The following is a 15,912-nucleotide window of genomic DNA, read 5'->3' as shown; positions in this document are numbered from 1 at the left end:
CCGAGACGATGACTCGCCCCGCCGGCGCGAGTCGTCAAAGCAACGCTGCGGCGGCGTCTTGTGTCTCGGGCACCACCACGCTCGCCTCCACGCCCGCGTTCTCCTTGAGCAGGAAGACCAGATGATGCCCGGCGAGCAACTCGATGCGGCGATCGCGCGCAAACTCCTCGACACCGTCGTCAAACGCTCCCGTGGTGATCAGCATCCCGCGCGACGCGCCAATCTGCTGCATCTCCGCGAGCAGCGTGCGGGCGGCAGCCATGCCAAGACGCGCGCCAGCGTCCATCTCGCGGTAGATATGCACCACGACGTCGCCGCCGAAAATCGGATGCGGGTCCCACGCGCGGCACGTCAGCATGCCCGGTGTTTCGCCCGGCAATAACGGCGGGCCCTCGAACCCATGCGAGCGCAGCAGGTGGAACATCACTTGCGTGAAGTCCTTGTCGGTGAGCGTCATCAGATTGAAACGACGGTCGACGGCAACATCGGCGTCCGTGACAACCTGCGTCATATCGACGCCCGCCACCGGCGTCACCGCTTCCAATGCCTCGGGACGCGCGGAAACGCGAGCCCCCAGCGCCGCCAGATGCGTCGCCGGATCGCCCTCTGCGAGATTCAGCGTCGCAAAGTCGGCACGCGCCACATGCGCGCTCGCCAGACACACGCGTGCGTCGCCGTCGCTCGCGTAGACGTTGAACACAATGGCATTCACGTGACGCAACGGATCGGCCGAGAACAGTTCGTGCAACGAACGAAGCACGATCTGGCGCAAGGCGTTGGCGTAGACCTGCGCCCGCATCGCGTTGCCTGCCGGCATACCCTGCACGAGGTTTTCCGTGGCGTTGTAATGGTACTCAAGGGCGGTGGGTACGGCAGCGTCAAGCGTCGGCACGTCGTAGCCGATGGCCAGCAACTTGTGATTCTCGACGTAGTGCGCCGCAAGCGTCTGTGCAAACGCTTCCGGATACGGGCTGCGGCTGAGCACGATGCGTGCATAGCCGGTGACGGCGGCGGCTTCGCCGCGCAACAACGCCCCTTCGAACTCGGCCACGGCCGCATTTTGACGTGCGCTGTCGGCTCGCGCGGCCTCGGTCGCCTTTTGCTGCGCGATCTGGAGAATCATCGAACCTTGCGTACGGCGAATTTTCGACGCCTCGTACTCGCGCTCCGCATGCACGAATTCGCTACGCGCCTTCGCGACGGCCTGCTCGTAGCGGCCCGACGCCCCCGGCATGGCCAGCGCGAGCCGGCCCGGCTTTTCGGGTGCAAAGGTCTCCCATTCGGGTTTGGCCAGAATTTTTGGGAGATGCCGCGTATCGAGCACCGGTGGCGTGTTGCGCGCGCGCAAGTCGGCCGGCGGAATGCGCAGGTCGCGAGCGAGACCATCGGCAAGCAAGCGCTCGAGCCGCGCGACTTCCAGTTTCGCCTTGGCGCCCTGTGCGGCTGCCTCGGCCTGCCGGTATGCCAGTTGCAGGCGTTCACGCGCCGCCGCGTCTGCTGCGGGCGCGTCTTCCAACGCGCGCTGCGCCTGATCCATGGCGCGCACTTCCGCGAGCGAACGTGCCTGCATCTGGGCGTGCTGCTGCTCGCGCGTGTGTGCGGCGCGCCAGAACTCACGCGCCAGACGATCGATGATGCTTTCGAATCCCCGGTTCACCACTGCCCCCGCATGCGATTTTGATTTTGTTTTGCCAAGCGAACTGCAACATCCCAAAGTGCGGCGTGCGCTCCCCATCCAGCAACTGACAACGCACGACATTTACGTAGGGGACGATTGTAGGACGTTGCCCCCTCTCGCAGCAAAAAAACTTTCCGTTCCTTGCGGCCCGAGCATGTCACAGGCGCAACGCCTGCGCCCTGACCGTCATCAAATCGCCATGACAGCGGTGCAGTCTCAAGCGCGCCGTCACACCGGCCGTCGTTGTGCCAAACGGTATTCAACGCGGCATGCATGTCCCGGCCGCCGCGTTCGACGTGTCGCCGTCGGCAATGGCGATTACCCTATGGCAGTTCCGTCTCGCGTCGACGCCCAATAGTTGCCCCCGAATCATGAACGAACCGACTCCGAACTCCCGGCCGGAGACATGGCAGGCCCCGGGCGCCTCCCTCGCCTCCCTCGCCTCCCGCCCCTGTCTGCGTAGTGCGTGGCTGAGCGCGATGGCTTGTCTCGTGCTGGCGATGGCCGCCATCCCATGGATCGACCGGCCGGTCGTGGACTTCGTGCATGTGCACACGCAAGGCACCCGCTGGATCGAGCGTGTTGCGGAGTTGCCCTCGCCGCTGTTCGTCCTTGCGTGGCCCACGTTCATGATCGCGGGCGTAGTGTTCGTCTGGCGCCGTCAACTCCCGGCATGGGCCGCCACCGTGTGGCTGGCGGCGGGCGCAGTGGGCGTGGGGAGTGTGCTCAAACAGGGGCTGAAGTTTGTGTTCGGACGTACATGGCCCGCCACATGGATTCATGAAAATCCGTCGTATCTGCGCGACGGCGTTTTCGAGTTTCGCCTCCTTGGGGGTGACGGCGCGGCTTATGCGTCGTTTCCCTCCGGCCACCTCACCGTCATGCTGGCGTTCGCGACGGTACTCGCGTTGCGGCATCGCGTGCTGCGCTGGCCGTGCGCCGTTGCCGTCGCGCTGACGGGGTTCGGTCAGATCGCAGCCGCCTATCATTGGACGAGCGACGCGCTTGCGGGCGCCGCGCTTGGCATCGCGCTCGGCGCGGCGTTCGTGGCCGCCTGGCAACGCTGGGGCAGCCGACCGGGGGCGTGAGCGCGTGCACACGCCCTGAGGCGGCAATTTCGTGAATCGGCGAGATCGCCGCATAATGCCCGCTGATAACAACAAACCCAAGACTGCCTTCCTTGGCCAGCGGCGAGCCGCGAGCATCGCCCGGACGTTTGCCGCGTGTCTGTGCGGTGGCATCCGGTGCCCTGACGCACCGTAATGTCGCAGCGATGCAGACGCAGCGCCACTGCCTCGCCCCCCGGCCAAGCCGCCCGATTCATGACTGTCGATCCGTTGCTTCCTCTCATTGCCGGCGCCTGCGTCGCCGGCTTCGTGCAAGGCTTGTCCGGCTTTGCATTCAGTCTGGTCGCCCTGTCCTTCTGGGCATGGTCGCTGCCCCCCACGCTAGCGGGCCCGCTAGCGGCATTCTGCTCTCTCGTCGGCCAGCTTCTGGGGTTACGCGCCACCCGCCGGGCTGTGCCGCTCGATCGTCTCGCACCGTTCGTTCTATGCGGCCTGATCGGTGTGCCGGTCGGCGTGTGGATTCTTCGCTATCTCGATCCGGTATGGTTTCGGGCGGGCATCGGCGCGGTACTCGTGATCTATTGCTCGATCTTGCTGCTCGCGGCGCATCTGCCCCGTATACGGCACGGCGGACGCACGGCAGACGGTGTGGTCGGTTTCATCGGCGGGGTGATGGGGGGGATCGGCGGGCTCGTCGGCGTGGTGCCGACGCTATGGTGCACGCTGCGCGGGTGGGACAAAGACATGCAGCGCGCTGTCATGCAGATCTTCTTCATCGTCATGCACACGCTCACCATCACGCTCTACGCAGTACATGGCGTCATTACCGTGCAGACACTGCATGTGTTCGCGATTGCCGTGCCGTCGATGATTCTGCCAACACTTGCCGGGGCATGGGCCTATCAGTTCCTCTCCGACCATGCCTTCCGGCGGATGGTGCTTGCGCTGCTCGCCTGTTCCGGCGTGACACTGCTCGTCGGTACCGTGCCCGAGTTGCTTGCCCGCTGAGCCACTCCCGGGCCGAACCCGCCGATTGGCCCAAACGGGCATCAGGGCCCGGCGTTACGATGGCAATACCGATGCCCTACACCGGGTTCGCCCCCGCCCTCGCACCATGTCCGCCGTTGCTTCGTTTCTCGATCGTGCCGCTGCCGGCAACGCGCTGGCCGAAGTCCTCGCCTCTCATGAACTGATCGCACGCTGTGCGCCGCCGCTAGTGCTGGCCATTCCTCGCGGCGGCGTACCGGTCGCACTGCCCATCGCCCGCCAGCTGAATGGCACCCTCGACGTGCTGCTCGCCCACAAATTGCGCGCACCGCACCATTCGGAACTGGCGGTGGGAGCCGTCGACGAGTTCGGCGGCATCTTTCTCGCCGATCACGCGTTATCGCTCGGCGCGACGGGCACGTATCTCTCGCATGAAACGGCACGCCAGCGCGCGCTGATCCAGCAGCGACGTCAGGCGTATACGCCGGGACGCGGCGCGCCCCATGTACAGGATCGCCCGGTCGTGATTGTCGACGACGGCATTGCAACCGGCGCAACGATGATCGCAGCGTTGCGCGCGATGCGACGCCTCGGTGCCACGCCGCTCATCGCCTGTGCGCCGGTCGGTGCACGCGACGCCGTCGCGCGGCTGTCGACGCTGGCAGACGCCGTCGTCTGTCTGGAAATGCCGCAGCCTTTCTACGCGGTGAGCGTGGCGTACAACGATTTCGCGCAAACAGACGACGCCACCGTCATCGCACTGCTCGCCATGGCTGCCGGGCGTCCGTAGGCCTGCGTCGGAATCTGCCCGGCCGCACAGGCTCGCCGTAGCGGCGCACCCCGCGATTGCACTACACTTGAGCCTGCTGCGCGCAACGGCCATGCCGCCTCCTGCCCCTCAGTTTCGACGGAGCCTCTGATGACGACGTCCCTGATTCTCAACGTGATCGGCCCGGATCGTCCGGGTCTGGTCAATGCGATCGCCGATCGCGCGAGCGCCGCCGGCGCTAACTGGCTGGAGAGCCGCCTCGCCAATCTTGCCGGCCAGTTCGCCGGCATCATTCATCTGCAAGTCCCCGACGAAAACGCCGACACGCTCACGCAAACCCTGCACGCACTGGAAACGCACGGTTTGCGCGTTACCGTCACGCGCGCACAGAGTGCCGCCACCGATCCGGCTGCCCGTACGCTTCAACTCGATCTGGTCGGACAGGATCACCCGGGGATCGTCAAGGAAATCTCGCACGTGCTCTTCTCGCGCGGCATCAGCATCGATGAACTCGCCACCGAATGCGTGGAAGGATCGATGTCGGGCGGCACACTGTTCCGTGCGACCGCGCGCCTTCATGTGCCAGCGAGTGTCAGCACGGAGTCGTTACGCGAGACACTGGAAAGCCTGGCCGACGACCTGATGGTCGATGTCGAACTCGATTCGCCTGCCGGTGCCTGAGCGCACGCCGATGAAGCGAGCCTTCCTGTTCGTCCTCGGGGCGGTGGCCGCGCTCGCCCTGCTCTCGCTTCTGCCCTTGCCCTTCGAGCGTCAGACCCATGTGGTGAATACGGTCACGCTGCGCGCGCCGCCGCAGGTGGTCTACGACTACGCCACCACGCCGGATCACTGGCCGAAGTGGCATCCGGCGTCGATTACCGTGCAAGGGGCAACCGACCATCCGCTCAAGATGGGTGAGGAAGTCGCAGAAGAATTCCGGCTCGCGGGACGGCACGGTATCGTTCACTGGAAAGTCGTGGACGCCAATCCACCACTGACGTGGCGCATCGAGGGCGAGATCAACCGGCGACCGTCGGGCGAAGTCCGCTACAAGCTCACGCCGGACGGCACGGGCACGCGCTTCGAGCGTGACTTCATCTATCGCACGCCGAATCTGCTCTTTCTGGTTCTCGATCCGATCTTCATCGGGCCGCGCATGCGGGCGGAATCGGCGCAAGGCGCGAAGCAACTCGAACAGATTTTCGAGGCGCTGGCTCCGGCCGTGCCTGCCGCAGCGTCGATGCCAGACGCGGCAGCGAGTGCTGTGCAGGCGCAGTGAAAAAGGTAGCAACGAGCGGTAAAGGGGCGCAGCCATAACACCATGTGCCTGGGTCCGCCGTGGGTCCGTGCCCCGCAACCCGCGATCCGCACCAGATTCCCCGGCTTATTCGTTGAACGTCGCCGCCATCGTCTCGGCCGCAGCCTGGAGGTCCGGCAAGAACGTCATGAGCTTCTCGAGCGTGCAATGCTGCGCGCTCGCTTGCACCGCAATGGCGGCACACGCGCGGTTGCGGTCGAGCATCACCGGCACGGCCACGGCGATCATGCCCGGCACATGCTCTTCGTTATTGGTACCCACGCGGCGTTTGCGTGTTTCCGCCAACTCCTCGCGCAGGTCTTCGAGATCGGTGATGGTGTTCTCCGCTCGCGGACGCAGCGGCAAATGGGCGATCAACTTCTCACGACGCGCCCGCGGCAGAAAAGCCAGCAGCAGTTTGCCGCTCGCCGTGCAGTGCAGCGGTACGCGCGATCCCGGCGAAAGCTTGAGTTGCCGCGACCATTCGGTCTCCACACGATCGAGATAGACAAGGTCGTCGCCCGAGAGCATCGAGAGATTGCAGGTCTCGCCCAGCTTGTCGACCAGTTGCTGAAGAACGGCGTGACGCGCCGCCGCGGGCCCTACGTGCATCAGCGCATTGACGGCCATGGCCCGCACCCGCGACGACGGCTCGTAATGCCGGCTGCCCGCTTCGCGCGTGACCAGCCAGGCGGCTTCGAGTTGTTTGAGAATGCGATGCACCGTCTGCTTGGGCAGACCGATGGCGGCGACAATCTCCGCCAGTGTCATGGGCGTGCCAGAGGCACTGAGAATTTCGAGAATGCGAAATGCGCGGACGGCCGCCGCGTTCGACTGATTGCTCATGTCGGTACCTGGATCTCGGGTTCGAGTTGTGTTCTAGATCGTTATCGCTCGCGGCGGTCTCCCTTCTGCGCTACGTCGGCACGCCACCGCGCAAGCCCGCTCCCAAGCCGCCACGCCGCCGTACCGTCGCGCCGCGACGTCCCGTTTTCCGCATTCTAGTGCCAATCGCCCCCGGCTGACGATTGGAGATAAACCCGAAGATATTCCAAATACCAGATATGAGGCGGCGGTGTACGGCGACCGCCTGGATCCCTGCCGGACAACTCGCCGCCACCGAAATGCTTACCCTGCCGCCGCAGGTTCAGGCCTTGCCGGACAGCACGCGCAACCGATGAATCAGGCTGGACGTATCCCAGCGCGAACCGCCCAGCGCCTGCACGTCGCCGTAGAACTGATCGACGAGCGCCGTGACCGGCAGCGACACACCATTACGTTGCCCCTCGGCCAGACAGAGCCCCAGATCCTTACGCATCCAGTCCACGGCAAATCCGAAATCGAATTTGCCGTCGATCATGGTCTGGCCGCGATTGTCCATTTGCCAGCTTGCCGCCGCGCCCTTGTTGATGACGTCGAGCACGAGCGGCATGTCCAGACCGGCGCGCTGACCGAAGTTGATCGCCTCGGACAACCCCTGCACCAGTCCGGCGATGCAGATCTGATTGACCATCTTGGCCAGTTGCCCCGCACCGGCCTCGCCGATGCGCGTGACGGCTCGGCCATAGGCGCCAAGTGTCGGGGCCACGCGGTCGAACGCCGGGGCGTCGCCGCCGCACATGATCGTGAGCACGCCGTTCTTGGCGCCGGCTTCGCCGCCCGACACCGGGGCGTCGACAAAATGCAGGCCCTTTTCGCGGGCTGCGGCATAGAGTTCGCGGGCAACGTCGGCCGAGGCCGTCGTGTGGTCGACGAACACGGCATCGGCCTTCATGCCCGCGAAGGCGCCCTGCTCGCCGAGTACGATGCTGCGCAGGTCGTCATCGTTGCCCACACAGGCGGCAACGATATCGGCGCCGCGCACGGCGTCGGCCGGCGTGGCGGCGGTGGCGCCGCCGTATTCCTTCGCCCATTGCTGCGCCTTGGCAGCCGTACGGTTATAGACCGTGACCTGATGACCCGCACGCTGCAGATGACCGGCCATGGGATAACCCATCACGCCAAGACCGAGGAACGCGACACGAAGGGAAGATGCTTGCGATGAAGGGGAAGTCAATTCGAGGGCCTCGCAGGTTGATTCGCTAAGAAGAGGCGCAAATGGGGCGCGATGCTGGCGTGCGCACACGTTTGGCCCTGTCTGAAATTCAGGGGGCTTGCGAGCCATCATTATAGAGACGGGCCACGCTCAGGCGCCAGCGCAATCCCCCGCCACACGGGGCATTCGCGCCAATTCGCCCCAGTTTGGTGCGCTACGGCGGTTCGCATAATCATCCGTAAACAGAACGGCGGCGCGTCGGTTTGAAAAATTCTGTTTCCGTGACTGGCGTTGCTGCCCGGTTCCGATACAATGCGCGGCATGGCTGATTTTGATACCAGTTGGTCAATTCGCGTTTACTACGAGGACACGGACGCCGGAGGCGTCGTCTTCTACGCCAACTACTTAAAATTCTTTGAACGGGCCCGCACCGAGTGGCTCCGTTCGCTCGGTATCGAGCAACTCGAACTAGCCCGCAATACCGGGATGATTTTCATCGTGCGCTCAACGGCCGTCGACTATCTGAGCCCTGCCCGGCTGGACGATCTCCTCACTATCAAGAGCCGCATCGAGCGCATTGGCGGGGCCTCCGTCGATTTTGAACAGGAAGCCTGGCGGGCAGCGCCCGACGGCCGCAGCGAACTGTTGGCGCGCGGAAGTATCAAAATCGGCTGCGTGGCAGCACACACGCTGCGCCCGGGCAAAATCCCAGCGCAAGTGCGCCTCGTCATGCAATCGGCCGCCAAGTCGGTCAACGCCGCGTCGGGCGAATCTGCCCGTGGGGCAGCCGCCTGAAGCCAACGACAAGAATTCCGGTCAGTCAATAACCACACCATGCCCGATCAAGATCTTTCTATTATTTCGCTGGTCATGCATGCCAGCGTGCTCGCCCAGGCAGTGATGGCCCTGCTGCTGCTGCTCTCGCTGCTTTCGTGGACGCACATCTTCCGCAAAATCTTCGCGATTCGCCGTGCCCGCTCCCAAACCGAGCGTTTCGAGCGCGACTTCTGGTCCGGCGGCGATCTGCAAGCGCTCTATCAAAGCGCACTGAACAACCGCCATCAAACGGGCTCGCTCGAGCGCATCTTCGAGTCGGGCATGCGCGAGTACATCAAGGCGAGCGAAAAAGGTCTGAACGATCCGCATGCCATTCTGGACGGCGCACGCCGTGCCATGCGCGCTTGCTATCAACGTGAAATGGACTCGCTGGAAGCCAATCTGCCGTTCCTTGCGTCGGTCGGTTCGGTCAGTCCGTACATCGGTCTGTTCGGTACGGTGTGGGGTATCATGAACGCATTCCGCGGCCTGTCGAACGTGCAACAAGCCACGCTCGCCAATGTGGCGCCGGGTATCGCGGAAGCTCTGGTGGCTACGGCCATCGGTCTGTTCGCCGCTATCCCTGCCGTGGTTGCCTATAACCGCTTCGCCACCGACATCGACCGGCTGTCGATCCGCTTCGAAAGCTTTATCGAAGAGTTCTCCAACATCCTGCAACGGCAGATTCACTAAGCATTCCGGGAGCGCCGAGACATGGCAGGTTCTATGCGCAACGCTCGCCGCGGCCGTCGCGCCATGGCGGACATCAACGTCGTACCGTACATCGACGTGATGCTGGTGCTGCTCGTCATCTTTATGGTGGCAGCCCCCCTCGTCGCGCCGTCGATCGTCAATTTGCCGAGCGTCGCTAACGCGAGTCCGCAGCAGCAGACGCCGCCGGTAGTCGTTAACATCGAAGCCGATAACCGCATGCTGGTGCGCTACAAGGATGGGGAGAATACCGTCGAGCAGCGCATGAGCGGGGGCGATCTGACCGGGTTCCTGCAAGGCCGTCAGGCCGCGAATCCCGATCAGCCGGTCGTCATTGCCGCCGACAAGTCGGTGCGCTATGAAATCGTCATGAACGTGATGTCCGATCTCAAGGCCCAGGGCGTGAAGCGCGTGGGCCTGCTCGTCAAGCAGAAATGAGCCGCACTGTAGCCCGTTCCGACCGTCCCATTGGCCCGCGCAAGGATGAGCGGGGCACGGGGCGGGCATTCCTCCTCGCGCTGTTCATGCACGCGCTGCTGTTTGCGCTGCTCTTCTACGGCATGCGCTGGCAGAACAGTTCGCCGGCCGGCTCCGAAGCCGAGCTGTGGACACCCGCCGAAGTCGCCGAGCCGACGCCACCGGTCGTGACACCTGCGCCGACACCGGCGCCGCCCGCCATTGCCGCCCCCACGCCGCCGGCAGAAGACGCCGACATCGCGCTCCAGCAAAAGAAACGCAAGCAAGAGCAGCAGGCCGCCGAACAGGCGCGGCTGCTCGAAGCGCAGCAGGAAAAGGCACGTCAGGAAGCGCTCAGGCAGAAGCAACTCGCCGAGCAGCAGGCGGCGGCCGAGCTGGCGCGCAAGAAAGCCGCCGCAGACGAAGCGGCGCGTCAGCAGAAGCTGGCGGATCAGAAGAAGGCCGAGGAGTTGAAGCGTCAGAAGGAAGACGAAGCCAAGAAGGCAGAACAACAGAAGCAGCAACAACTGGCCGACGCGCAGAAGAAGGCGGACGCCGAGAAGAAGGCTGCGGAAGACAAGGCCGCCAAGGCCAAGGCGGCTAAGGAAGCGGCAGCGCAGAAGGCTGCCGATGCCGCACGCGCCGAGCGTCTGGCGGCGTTACGTGGCATGGCCGGCGGCACGCCGGGCGCTACCGGCAACGGGCTGGGCTCGCAGGCCGGCGGTACCGGCTCGGGCGCCGGCGGCACGGCATCGGCAGGCTATGCCGATCGCGTGCGCGCCAAGGTCAAACCGAACATCGCTTACGGCGGCGACACCGAGGGCAATCCCACGGCTGTTGTCGCAGTACGCCTCGCTCCGGATGGCAGCGTACTATCGATGCAGTTGGTCAAGTCGAGCGGCAATCCCGCGTGGGACGCCGCCGTACAGGCCGCCATCACCAAATCCGACCCCTTGCCGCGCGACACGAACGGCAAAGCGCCCCCGAGCGTCAACCTGCGCTTTAGTCCAAAAGGCTGAGTATGTTGTCAATCGGGAACGAAAACTGAGCGATGCGAGTCCATTTTCACTTGAATGTGGTAAAAATGGCCCTTGCACCGCGTAACTGACCAATCGAACGCATGCGAATCTCCAGTCAATATGCATGGCGTGCGCTGGTGGCCACCTGGCTCACCGCGGCTTGCACGATCGCCCATGCGCAGACACCGCTGACCGTCGACATCACGGGCGTCGGTACCAACCGCTACCCGATCGCCGTGTCGAATTTCAAGGGCACCGCGCCAACGGACATCGTGTCCGTCGTCAAGGCTGACCTGAGCAACAGTGGACGCTTCAATCAGGTCGATACGGGCGGCGCCACCGTTGGCGTGGACGATTCGGTCGACCTCGGCACCTGGCGCGCGAAAGGCGCGAACGCATTTGTCTCCGGCACGATTGCGCCGGCGGGCAACGGCAACTTCCAGGTCAGCTTCCGCCTGTACGACGCCGTGAACGGTCAACCGCTCGGCGGCCTGGCCCTCACCTCCTCGGCGGCGAATCTGCGGCTGACCGCACACAAGATTGCCGACTATATTTATCAGAAGTTGCTGGGCGACCGCGGCGTGTTCGCCACGCGCTTGTCTTACGTGTTGCACAGCGGCAGCAACTACCAGTTGCAGATTTCGGATTCGGACGGCCAGGACGCACGCGTCGCGCTCAACAGCCGCGAGCCGATCATTTCGCCGGCGTGGTCGCCGGACGGCACCAAGGTCGCGTACGTCTCGTTCGAGAAGCGCAAGCCGGTCGTGTACATCCACGATCTTCCGACGGGGCGCCGTGCCGTGCTGGCCAACGAGAAGGGTAACAACTCCGCGCCGTCGTGGGCGCCGGACGGCAGCAAGCTCGCCGTGGCCCTCTCGCGCGACGGCAATACGCAGATTTATCAGGTCAACGCCAATGGCGGTAACCTCAAGCGTCTGTCACGTAGCGGCGCGATCGATACCGAACCGCAGTATTCCCCGGATGGCAAATGGATTTACTTCACGAGCGATCGTGGCGGTGGTCCGCAAATCTACAAGATGCCGGCCGGGGGCGAGGGTGAAGGCGGAGCGCAGCGCGTCACCTTCAAGGGGAGTTACAACGTCAGCCCGCGAATCAGTCCCGACGGCAAGTTGCTCGCGTTCATCGCGCGTCAGGGTGGCGGATTCAAGCTGTGCGTGCAGGATATGAGTACTGGCGATGTTACGGCTCTGACCGACACCAGCCACGACGAGTCACCGAGTTTTGCTGCAAACGGCAAGTACATTCTTTATGCAACGCAGTCGGGAGGCCGCAAGGTTCTCGCGGCAGTCTCGGTGGACGGGCAAACCCGGCAGATTCTTCAGGTTCGAGGAGGGGAAGTTCGCGAACCCTCCTGGGGCCCTTTTATGCAATAACATCAACAGCAACATCAATCGGAGGCTCATATGAGTTCCCTGCTTCGTAACATCCTCGCCATCTCTTCGCTGGCCGCTCTGGCCGCTTGCTCGTCGGGTGTCAAGCTTGACGACCAGGCTAACGCCAACAAGGGTCAGACCACGACCGACGCCCGCGCTGTCGCCCCCGTCGACGCATCGGCTGACGAACTGAACAACCCGAACGGCCCGCTCGCCAAGCGCAGCGTGTACTTCGGCTTCGACCAGTACAACGTCGACGCTCAGTACACGCCGATGCTCCAGGCGCACGCCGCCTTCCTGAACAAGTACTCGCAGCGTCACGTGCTGGTTCAGGGCAACACCGACCCGCGCGGCACGAGCGAGTACAACCTGGCCCTGGGTCAGAAGCGTGCTGAAGCCGTGGTGAAGGCCATGTCGGCCCTGGGTGCCAACACCAGCCAGATGGAAGCCGTTTCGCTGGGCAAGGAAAAGGCTACGGGCACCGACGAGGCTGGTTGGGCCCAGGACCGTCGCGCCGACCTGGCTTATTGATTGAATCGTCATGACGTCTCGTTTGCTTAAAAACATGATCTGCGCGGCGATGCTCGGCACTACGGTGCTGAGCCCGCTGGCGCATGCCGGATTGTTCGACGACGACGAGGCGCGCAAAGCGATCCTCGATATCCGCAGCCGTCTGGATTCAGACAAGCAACGGATCGAGGGGCTCACGCGCAACGTGCTGGATTTGAACAACCAGATCCAGCAGTTGCAACGTGATCTGGCCGACCAGCGCGGTCAGAATGAAGATCTGAAGAACCAGCTTGCAAACCTGCAACAGAGTCAAAAGGATTTCTACAACGACCTCGATGGCCGTCTGAAGAAATTCGAACCGCAGCAGATGACCGTCGGCGGCGTGACAGGCACCGTCCAACCGGGCGAGAAAGATGTCTTTGACGCCGCGCTGACGAAATTCCGCAATGGTGACTACAAAGGTGCGCAAACGGATTTCCGGACCTTCACGGCCAAGTATCCTGGCAGCCCGTATCAACCCGAAGCGCAGTTCTGGCTTGGCAATGCGCAGTATGCCAACAAGGATCTGAAGGGGTCGACTGCGACGCTGCAAGGGATCGTGACGAAGTACCCGACGAGCCCGAAGGCTGCCGAAGCCATGCTGGCAATTGCCAGCAACCAGGCAGAGTCCGGGCAAGTTGCCGCAGCGAAAAAGACGTTGCAGGATTTGATGGCCAGGTACCCGGACAGCGAATCGGCAGCGGAGGCCAAGAAGCGTGCGGCCAAGCTGAAGTAACACGCCCCTCGGGAGGTTGCGCGAACCTGCCTTCCGTGTGAGGATCCTCGTCAAACGCACGACGCCGCCTTTGGGCGGCGTTGTCGTTTCCGGGGTTTGCGAGTTGCCAGGGGCGACCTCAAGTAGAATACGGACTTTCCAAGCGCTCGAGGCGCAGCGTCTCAGGGGATGTGCGCAGGCCGATCACGGCCGGCTCGCATGACGACCGCGCCCGCGACGGGCTCGCGCACAACTTGCGCAGCACGTCTGATAACAACAATGCCAGCCGCACCCCATGGCTCGCGACAATGTATCGAACGGCCGGGCACGGCCGCTATCGTCTTCTCGCCTCATGACCGACGTCGATCTCACTGCCCTCTCCCACACAGTCGTGTGGCTCACTTTTGCCCTCGCCTTCGTGTTCGGTGCGGTACTGCAACGCACGCACTTTTGCACAATGGGCGCCCTCTCCGACATCGTCAACATCGGTGACTGGAATCGCATGCGCATGTGGTGGCTTGCCATTGGCGTGGCAACCATCGGCACCGGCATTCTCGCCTCGCAAGGCATCATCGATCCGGTCAAGGCGATTTACACCACGCCGCGCTTTACGTGGCTGTCGTACATCGTTGGCGGATGGCTTTTCGGCTTCGGTATGGTGCTGGCGTCCGGGTGCGGCAGCAAGACGCTGGTGCGCATTGGTGGTGGCAATCTGAAGTCGCTGCTCGTTTTCACGATGATCGGTTTGTCGGCGTACATGACGCTCAAAGGCGTGTTCGCCGTACTGCGCGTGACGGCCATCGACAGTGTGCAGACGACCTTCGCTACGTCGCAGGATTTGCCCACGTTACTGGGTGGCATGTTCGGTGGCGACATCCAGCGCGCGCAGCTCGTTCTCGGGTTGGTGATCGGTGGCGCGTTTGTGATCGCGGCGCTTGCACGACGCGAATTCTGGACGTTCGACAACCTGCTGGGCGGCCTGGCCGTTGGCGCGATCATCGTGGCGCTGTGGTACGTCTCGGGCAAGGTCGGCTACGTTGCCGAGAATCCGAACACGCTGGAGGAGAGTTTCGTCGCTACGAATTCGGGCAAGATGGAAGCACTGTCGTTCGTGTCGCCGCTCGCCTACACGTTGTATTGGCTGATGATGTGGAGCGACACGAGCAATATCATTACGCTGGGCATTGCGAGCGTGCTCGGCGTCATCGCCGGTTCGTTCGTCTATGCGTTGGTTTCGCGCAATTTCCGCTGGGAAGGCTTTCAGGGCACGGAAGACACGGCGAACCACATGGCGGGTGGCATGCTCATGGGCTTCGGCGGTGTAACGGCGCTGGGTTGCACAGTCGGCCAGGGGTTGTCCGGGGTATCGACACTGGCGCTGGGATCGTTCGTGGCGATCGCGGCAATTCTCGCGGGCGGCGTCTGCGCATTCAAATATCAGATGTGGCGCATTGAGCGCAGCGTTTGACGGTAATTCGCGCGCATATGCGTGAATTACCTGCGAATCGAACCGATCTGCGTCACACAAGTATTGACACTATAACGACTGTAACGCTATAATCTTTTTCTTCGTTGGGTCGTTAGCTCAGCTGGTAGAGCAGCGGACTTTTAATCCGTTGGTCGCAGGTTCGAATCCCGCACGGCCTACCAAACGAATTCGAGGGGTTGCGAGAAATCGCAACCCCTTTTTGTTTTCCGCAATCCATGGAGTTTTCCGCAAAACACCATGAAGGTCATCTGCATCAACCACCACAGGTAGGCAGTCCCTGTGCACTTTTGACGTCAGGATTTCGGCGTTGGCGCCGCAGTCATTGTGTCAGCATCCGGCAGCGTCACGAACGACCGCGCCTCGTCCATCGATCGAGCACCGAGCCAGTCGTCATAGTCGGCCGGCTTGATGATCACCACCGACCGCTTCTCACTCCCCGGCTTGTGGAATCGCTTCATCAGCGGATGATGGTCTGCGTTGAGCGTGAGCATCGTAAAAGAGAAGCGCGGGCCGCCGTCGCTCTCCCACTCGCGCCATAGACCGGCAAGCGCAAACGGCTCACCGCTGGCTAGGCCGATGTCCCACCATACCGATTTGCCGGTCTCGTAATTCGGCTCGCGGAAAACCTGTGTCGGGATCAGGCAAAGCTGCTGCTTCTTCCACGCGCTGCTGAAGCTGCGCTTCTCCCCCACCGTCTCGGCGCGCGCGTTCATTGTGTCGAACACCTTCACGCCTGGCGGGATCTTCTCGCGCGGCACCATCCCGAACGACGCCAAGTCAGAGCGCCGCCCCTCGCCGTCCCGGCGAATGATCGGGGCGAAATAGTCCTTGTAGACCTCGTCGCGCCACTCGCCGATCGGCGGCGGCACGCCGTAGTATTCGCTGAACAACTGCCGATCCGGTACCCGGTAGTTTGTGCACATATGGTTC

General features: G+C 63.2%; 17 protein-coding genes and 1 tRNA gene. 14 read left to right on the top strand and 4 right to left on the bottom strand.

The window, feature by feature from the left end; genetic code table 11:
* Positions 1–34 precede the first annotated feature (34 nt).
* On the bottom strand, positions 35–1,657 hold the full coding sequence (locus AT395_RS09565) for a restriction endonuclease (protein WP_167370725.1): 1,623 nt from the start codon (positions 1,655–1,657) through the stop codon (positions 35–37).
* Positions 1,658–2,049: 392 nt separating this feature from the next.
* On the opposite strand from AT395_RS09565, the gene AT395_RS09555 reads away from it, so the two are divergent.
* From AT395_RS09555 to AT395_RS09535, 5 genes are all read left to right on the top strand, one after another.
* Positions 2,050–2,766, top strand: a complete 717-nt coding sequence (locus AT395_RS09555; protein ID WP_167370724.1) for a phosphatase PAP2 family protein — start codon at positions 2,050–2,052, stop codon at positions 2,764–2,766.
* Positions 2,767–3,000: 234 nt separating this feature from the next.
* Complete coding sequence (locus tag AT395_RS09550; protein ID WP_042115284.1) at positions 3,001–3,753, top strand: sulfite exporter TauE/SafE family protein; 753 nt, start codon at positions 3,001–3,003, stop codon at positions 3,751–3,753.
* A 106-nt stretch (positions 3,754–3,859) separates the two neighbouring features.
* On the top strand, positions 3,860–4,522 hold the full coding sequence (locus AT395_RS09545; protein ID WP_053086380.1) for a phosphoribosyltransferase: 663 nt from the start codon (positions 3,860–3,862) through the stop codon (positions 4,520–4,522).
* A gap of 129 nt (positions 4,523–4,651) precedes the next feature.
* Complete coding sequence (locus AT395_RS09540; protein WP_042115282.1) at positions 4,652–5,182, top strand: glycine cleavage system transcriptional repressor; 531 nt, start codon at positions 4,652–4,654, stop codon at positions 5,180–5,182.
* Complete coding sequence (locus AT395_RS09535) at positions 5,151–5,780, top strand: SRPBCC family protein (RefSeq protein WP_048629126.1); 630 nt, start codon at positions 5,151–5,153, stop codon at positions 5,778–5,780. Before AT395_RS09540 ends, AT395_RS09535 begins: the two co-directional genes overlap by 32 nt.
* A gap of 105 nt (positions 5,781–5,885) precedes the next feature.
* On the opposite strand, the gene AT395_RS09530 is transcribed toward AT395_RS09535, so the two are convergent.
* Together AT395_RS09530 and AT395_RS09525 are read right to left on the bottom strand one after the other, a co-directional pair.
* Positions 5,886–6,644: an IclR family transcriptional regulator gene (locus AT395_RS09530; RefSeq protein ID WP_042115280.1), complete on the bottom strand. Its 759-nt coding sequence runs from the start codon at positions 6,642–6,644 to the stop codon at positions 5,886–5,888.
* 301 nt (positions 6,645–6,945) lie between these two features.
* Positions 6,946–7,794 carry an NAD(P)-dependent oxidoreductase gene (locus AT395_RS09525; protein WP_042115277.1) on the bottom strand — a complete coding sequence of 283 codons (849 nt, stop codon included), beginning with the start codon at positions 7,792–7,794 and terminating at the stop codon, positions 6,946–6,948.
* Positions 7,795–8,154: 360 nt separating this feature from the next.
* On the opposite strand from AT395_RS09525, the gene ybgC reads away from it, so the two are divergent.
* The 9 genes from ybgC (at position 8,155) to AT395_RS09480 (ending at position 15,143) form a co-directional block, all read left to right on the top strand.
* Positions 8,155–8,628: a tol-pal system-associated acyl-CoA thioesterase gene (gene ybgC, locus AT395_RS09520; RefSeq protein WP_048629177.1), complete on the top strand. Its 474-nt coding sequence runs from the start codon at positions 8,155–8,157 to the stop codon at positions 8,626–8,628.
* Between the two features lie 39 nt (positions 8,629–8,667).
* Positions 8,668–9,342: a protein TolQ gene (gene tolQ, locus AT395_RS09515; RefSeq protein WP_042115275.1), complete on the top strand. Its 675-nt coding sequence runs from the start codon at positions 8,668–8,670 to the stop codon at positions 9,340–9,342.
* 21 nt (positions 9,343–9,363) lie between these two features.
* On the top strand, positions 9,364–9,798 hold the full coding sequence (tolR, locus tag AT395_RS09510) for a protein TolR (RefSeq protein WP_042115274.1): 435 nt from the start codon (positions 9,364–9,366) through the stop codon (positions 9,796–9,798).
* Positions 9,795–10,835 carry a cell envelope integrity protein TolA gene (gene tolA / locus AT395_RS09505; RefSeq protein ID WP_042115273.1) on the top strand — a complete coding sequence of 347 codons (1,041 nt, stop codon included), beginning with the start codon at positions 9,795–9,797 and terminating at the stop codon, positions 10,833–10,835. Before tolR ends, tolA begins: the two co-directional genes overlap by 4 nt.
* A gap of 101 nt (positions 10,836–10,936) precedes the next feature.
* Positions 10,937–12,229: a Tol-Pal system beta propeller repeat protein TolB gene (tolB, locus tag AT395_RS09500; RefSeq protein ID WP_042115272.1), complete on the top strand. Its 1,293-nt coding sequence runs from the start codon at positions 10,937–10,939 to the stop codon at positions 12,227–12,229.
* A 30-nt stretch (positions 12,230–12,259) separates the two neighbouring features.
* A complete protein-coding gene (locus AT395_RS09495; protein ID WP_042115270.1) occupies positions 12,260–12,760 on the top strand; it encodes an OmpA family protein in 501 nt (166 codons plus the stop codon).
* 10 nt (positions 12,761–12,770) lie between these two features.
* Positions 12,771–13,514 carry a tol-pal system protein YbgF gene (gene ybgF, locus AT395_RS09490; protein WP_042115268.1) on the top strand — a complete coding sequence of 248 codons (744 nt, stop codon included), beginning with the start codon at positions 12,771–12,773 and terminating at the stop codon, positions 13,512–13,514.
* Between the two features lie 331 nt (positions 13,515–13,845).
* A complete protein-coding gene (locus AT395_RS09485; RefSeq protein ID WP_042115266.1) occupies positions 13,846–14,961 on the top strand; it encodes a YeeE/YedE family protein in 1,116 nt (371 codons plus the stop codon).
* 106 nt (positions 14,962–15,067) lie between these two features.
* Positions 15,068–15,143 (top strand) — tRNA-Lys (locus AT395_RS09480).
* A 132-nt stretch (positions 15,144–15,275) separates the two neighbouring features.
* Here the strand turns inward: AT395_RS09480 and AT395_RS09475 are convergent.
* A complete protein-coding gene (locus AT395_RS09475; RefSeq protein ID WP_048629125.1) occupies positions 15,276–15,905 on the bottom strand; it encodes an SOS response-associated peptidase in 630 nt (209 codons plus the stop codon).
* Between the last annotated feature and the right edge of the window lie 7 nt (positions 15,906–15,912).

The organism is Pandoraea apista (assembly GCF_001465595.2).
Classification (GTDB): domain Bacteria; phylum Pseudomonadota; class Gammaproteobacteria; order Burkholderiales; family Burkholderiaceae; genus Pandoraea; species Pandoraea apista.
This window is presented reverse-complemented; position numbering and strand designations above follow the sequence as displayed.

Bases quoted from the DNA above. Each gene is read 5' to 3' on its own strand.
- AT395_RS09555 (WP_167370724.1), top strand. From the start codon at position 2,050: ATGAACGAACCGACTCCGAACTCCCGGCCGGAGACATGGCAGGCCCCG.
- AT395_RS09550 (WP_042115284.1), top strand. From the start codon at position 3,001: ATGACTGTCGATCCGTTGCTTCCTCTCATTGCCGGCGCCTGCGTCGCC.
- AT395_RS09545 (WP_053086380.1), top strand. From the start codon at position 3,860: ATGTCCGCCGTTGCTTCGTTTCTCGATCGTGCCGCTGCCGGCAACGCG.
- AT395_RS09540 (WP_042115282.1), top strand. From the start codon at position 4,652: ATGACGACGTCCCTGATTCTCAACGTGATCGGCCCGGATCGTCCGGGT.
- AT395_RS09535 (WP_048629126.1), top strand. From the start codon at position 5,151: ATGTCGAACTCGATTCGCCTGCCGGTGCCTGAGCGCACGCCGATGAAG.
- AT395_RS09530 (WP_042115280.1), bottom strand. From the start codon at position 6,644: ATGAGCAATCAGTCGAACGCGGCGGCCGTCCGCGCATTTCGCATTCTC.
- AT395_RS09525 (WP_042115277.1), bottom strand. From the start codon at position 7,794: ATGGGTTATCCCATGGCCGGTCATCTGCAGCGTGCGGGTCATCAGGTC.
- ybgC (WP_048629177.1), top strand. From the start codon at position 8,155: ATGGCTGATTTTGATACCAGTTGGTCAATTCGCGTTTACTACGAGGAC.
- tolQ (WP_042115275.1), top strand. From the start codon at position 8,668: ATGCCCGATCAAGATCTTTCTATTATTTCGCTGGTCATGCATGCCAGC.
- tolR (WP_042115274.1), top strand. From the start codon at position 9,364: ATGGCAGGTTCTATGCGCAACGCTCGCCGCGGCCGTCGCGCCATGGCG.
- tolA (WP_042115273.1), top strand. From the start codon at position 9,795: ATGAGCCGCACTGTAGCCCGTTCCGACCGTCCCATTGGCCCGCGCAAG.
- tolB (WP_042115272.1), top strand. From the start codon at position 10,937: ATGCGAATCTCCAGTCAATATGCATGGCGTGCGCTGGTGGCCACCTGG.
- AT395_RS09495 (WP_042115270.1), top strand. From the start codon at position 12,260: ATGAGTTCCCTGCTTCGTAACATCCTCGCCATCTCTTCGCTGGCCGCT.
- ybgF (WP_042115268.1), top strand. From the start codon at position 12,771: ATGACGTCTCGTTTGCTTAAAAACATGATCTGCGCGGCGATGCTCGGC.
- AT395_RS09485 (WP_042115266.1), top strand. From the start codon at position 13,846: ATGACCGACGTCGATCTCACTGCCCTCTCCCACACAGTCGTGTGGCTC.
- AT395_RS09475 (WP_048629125.1), bottom strand. From the start codon at position 15,905: ATGTGCACAAACTACCGGGTACCGGATCGGCAGTTGTTCAGCGAATAC.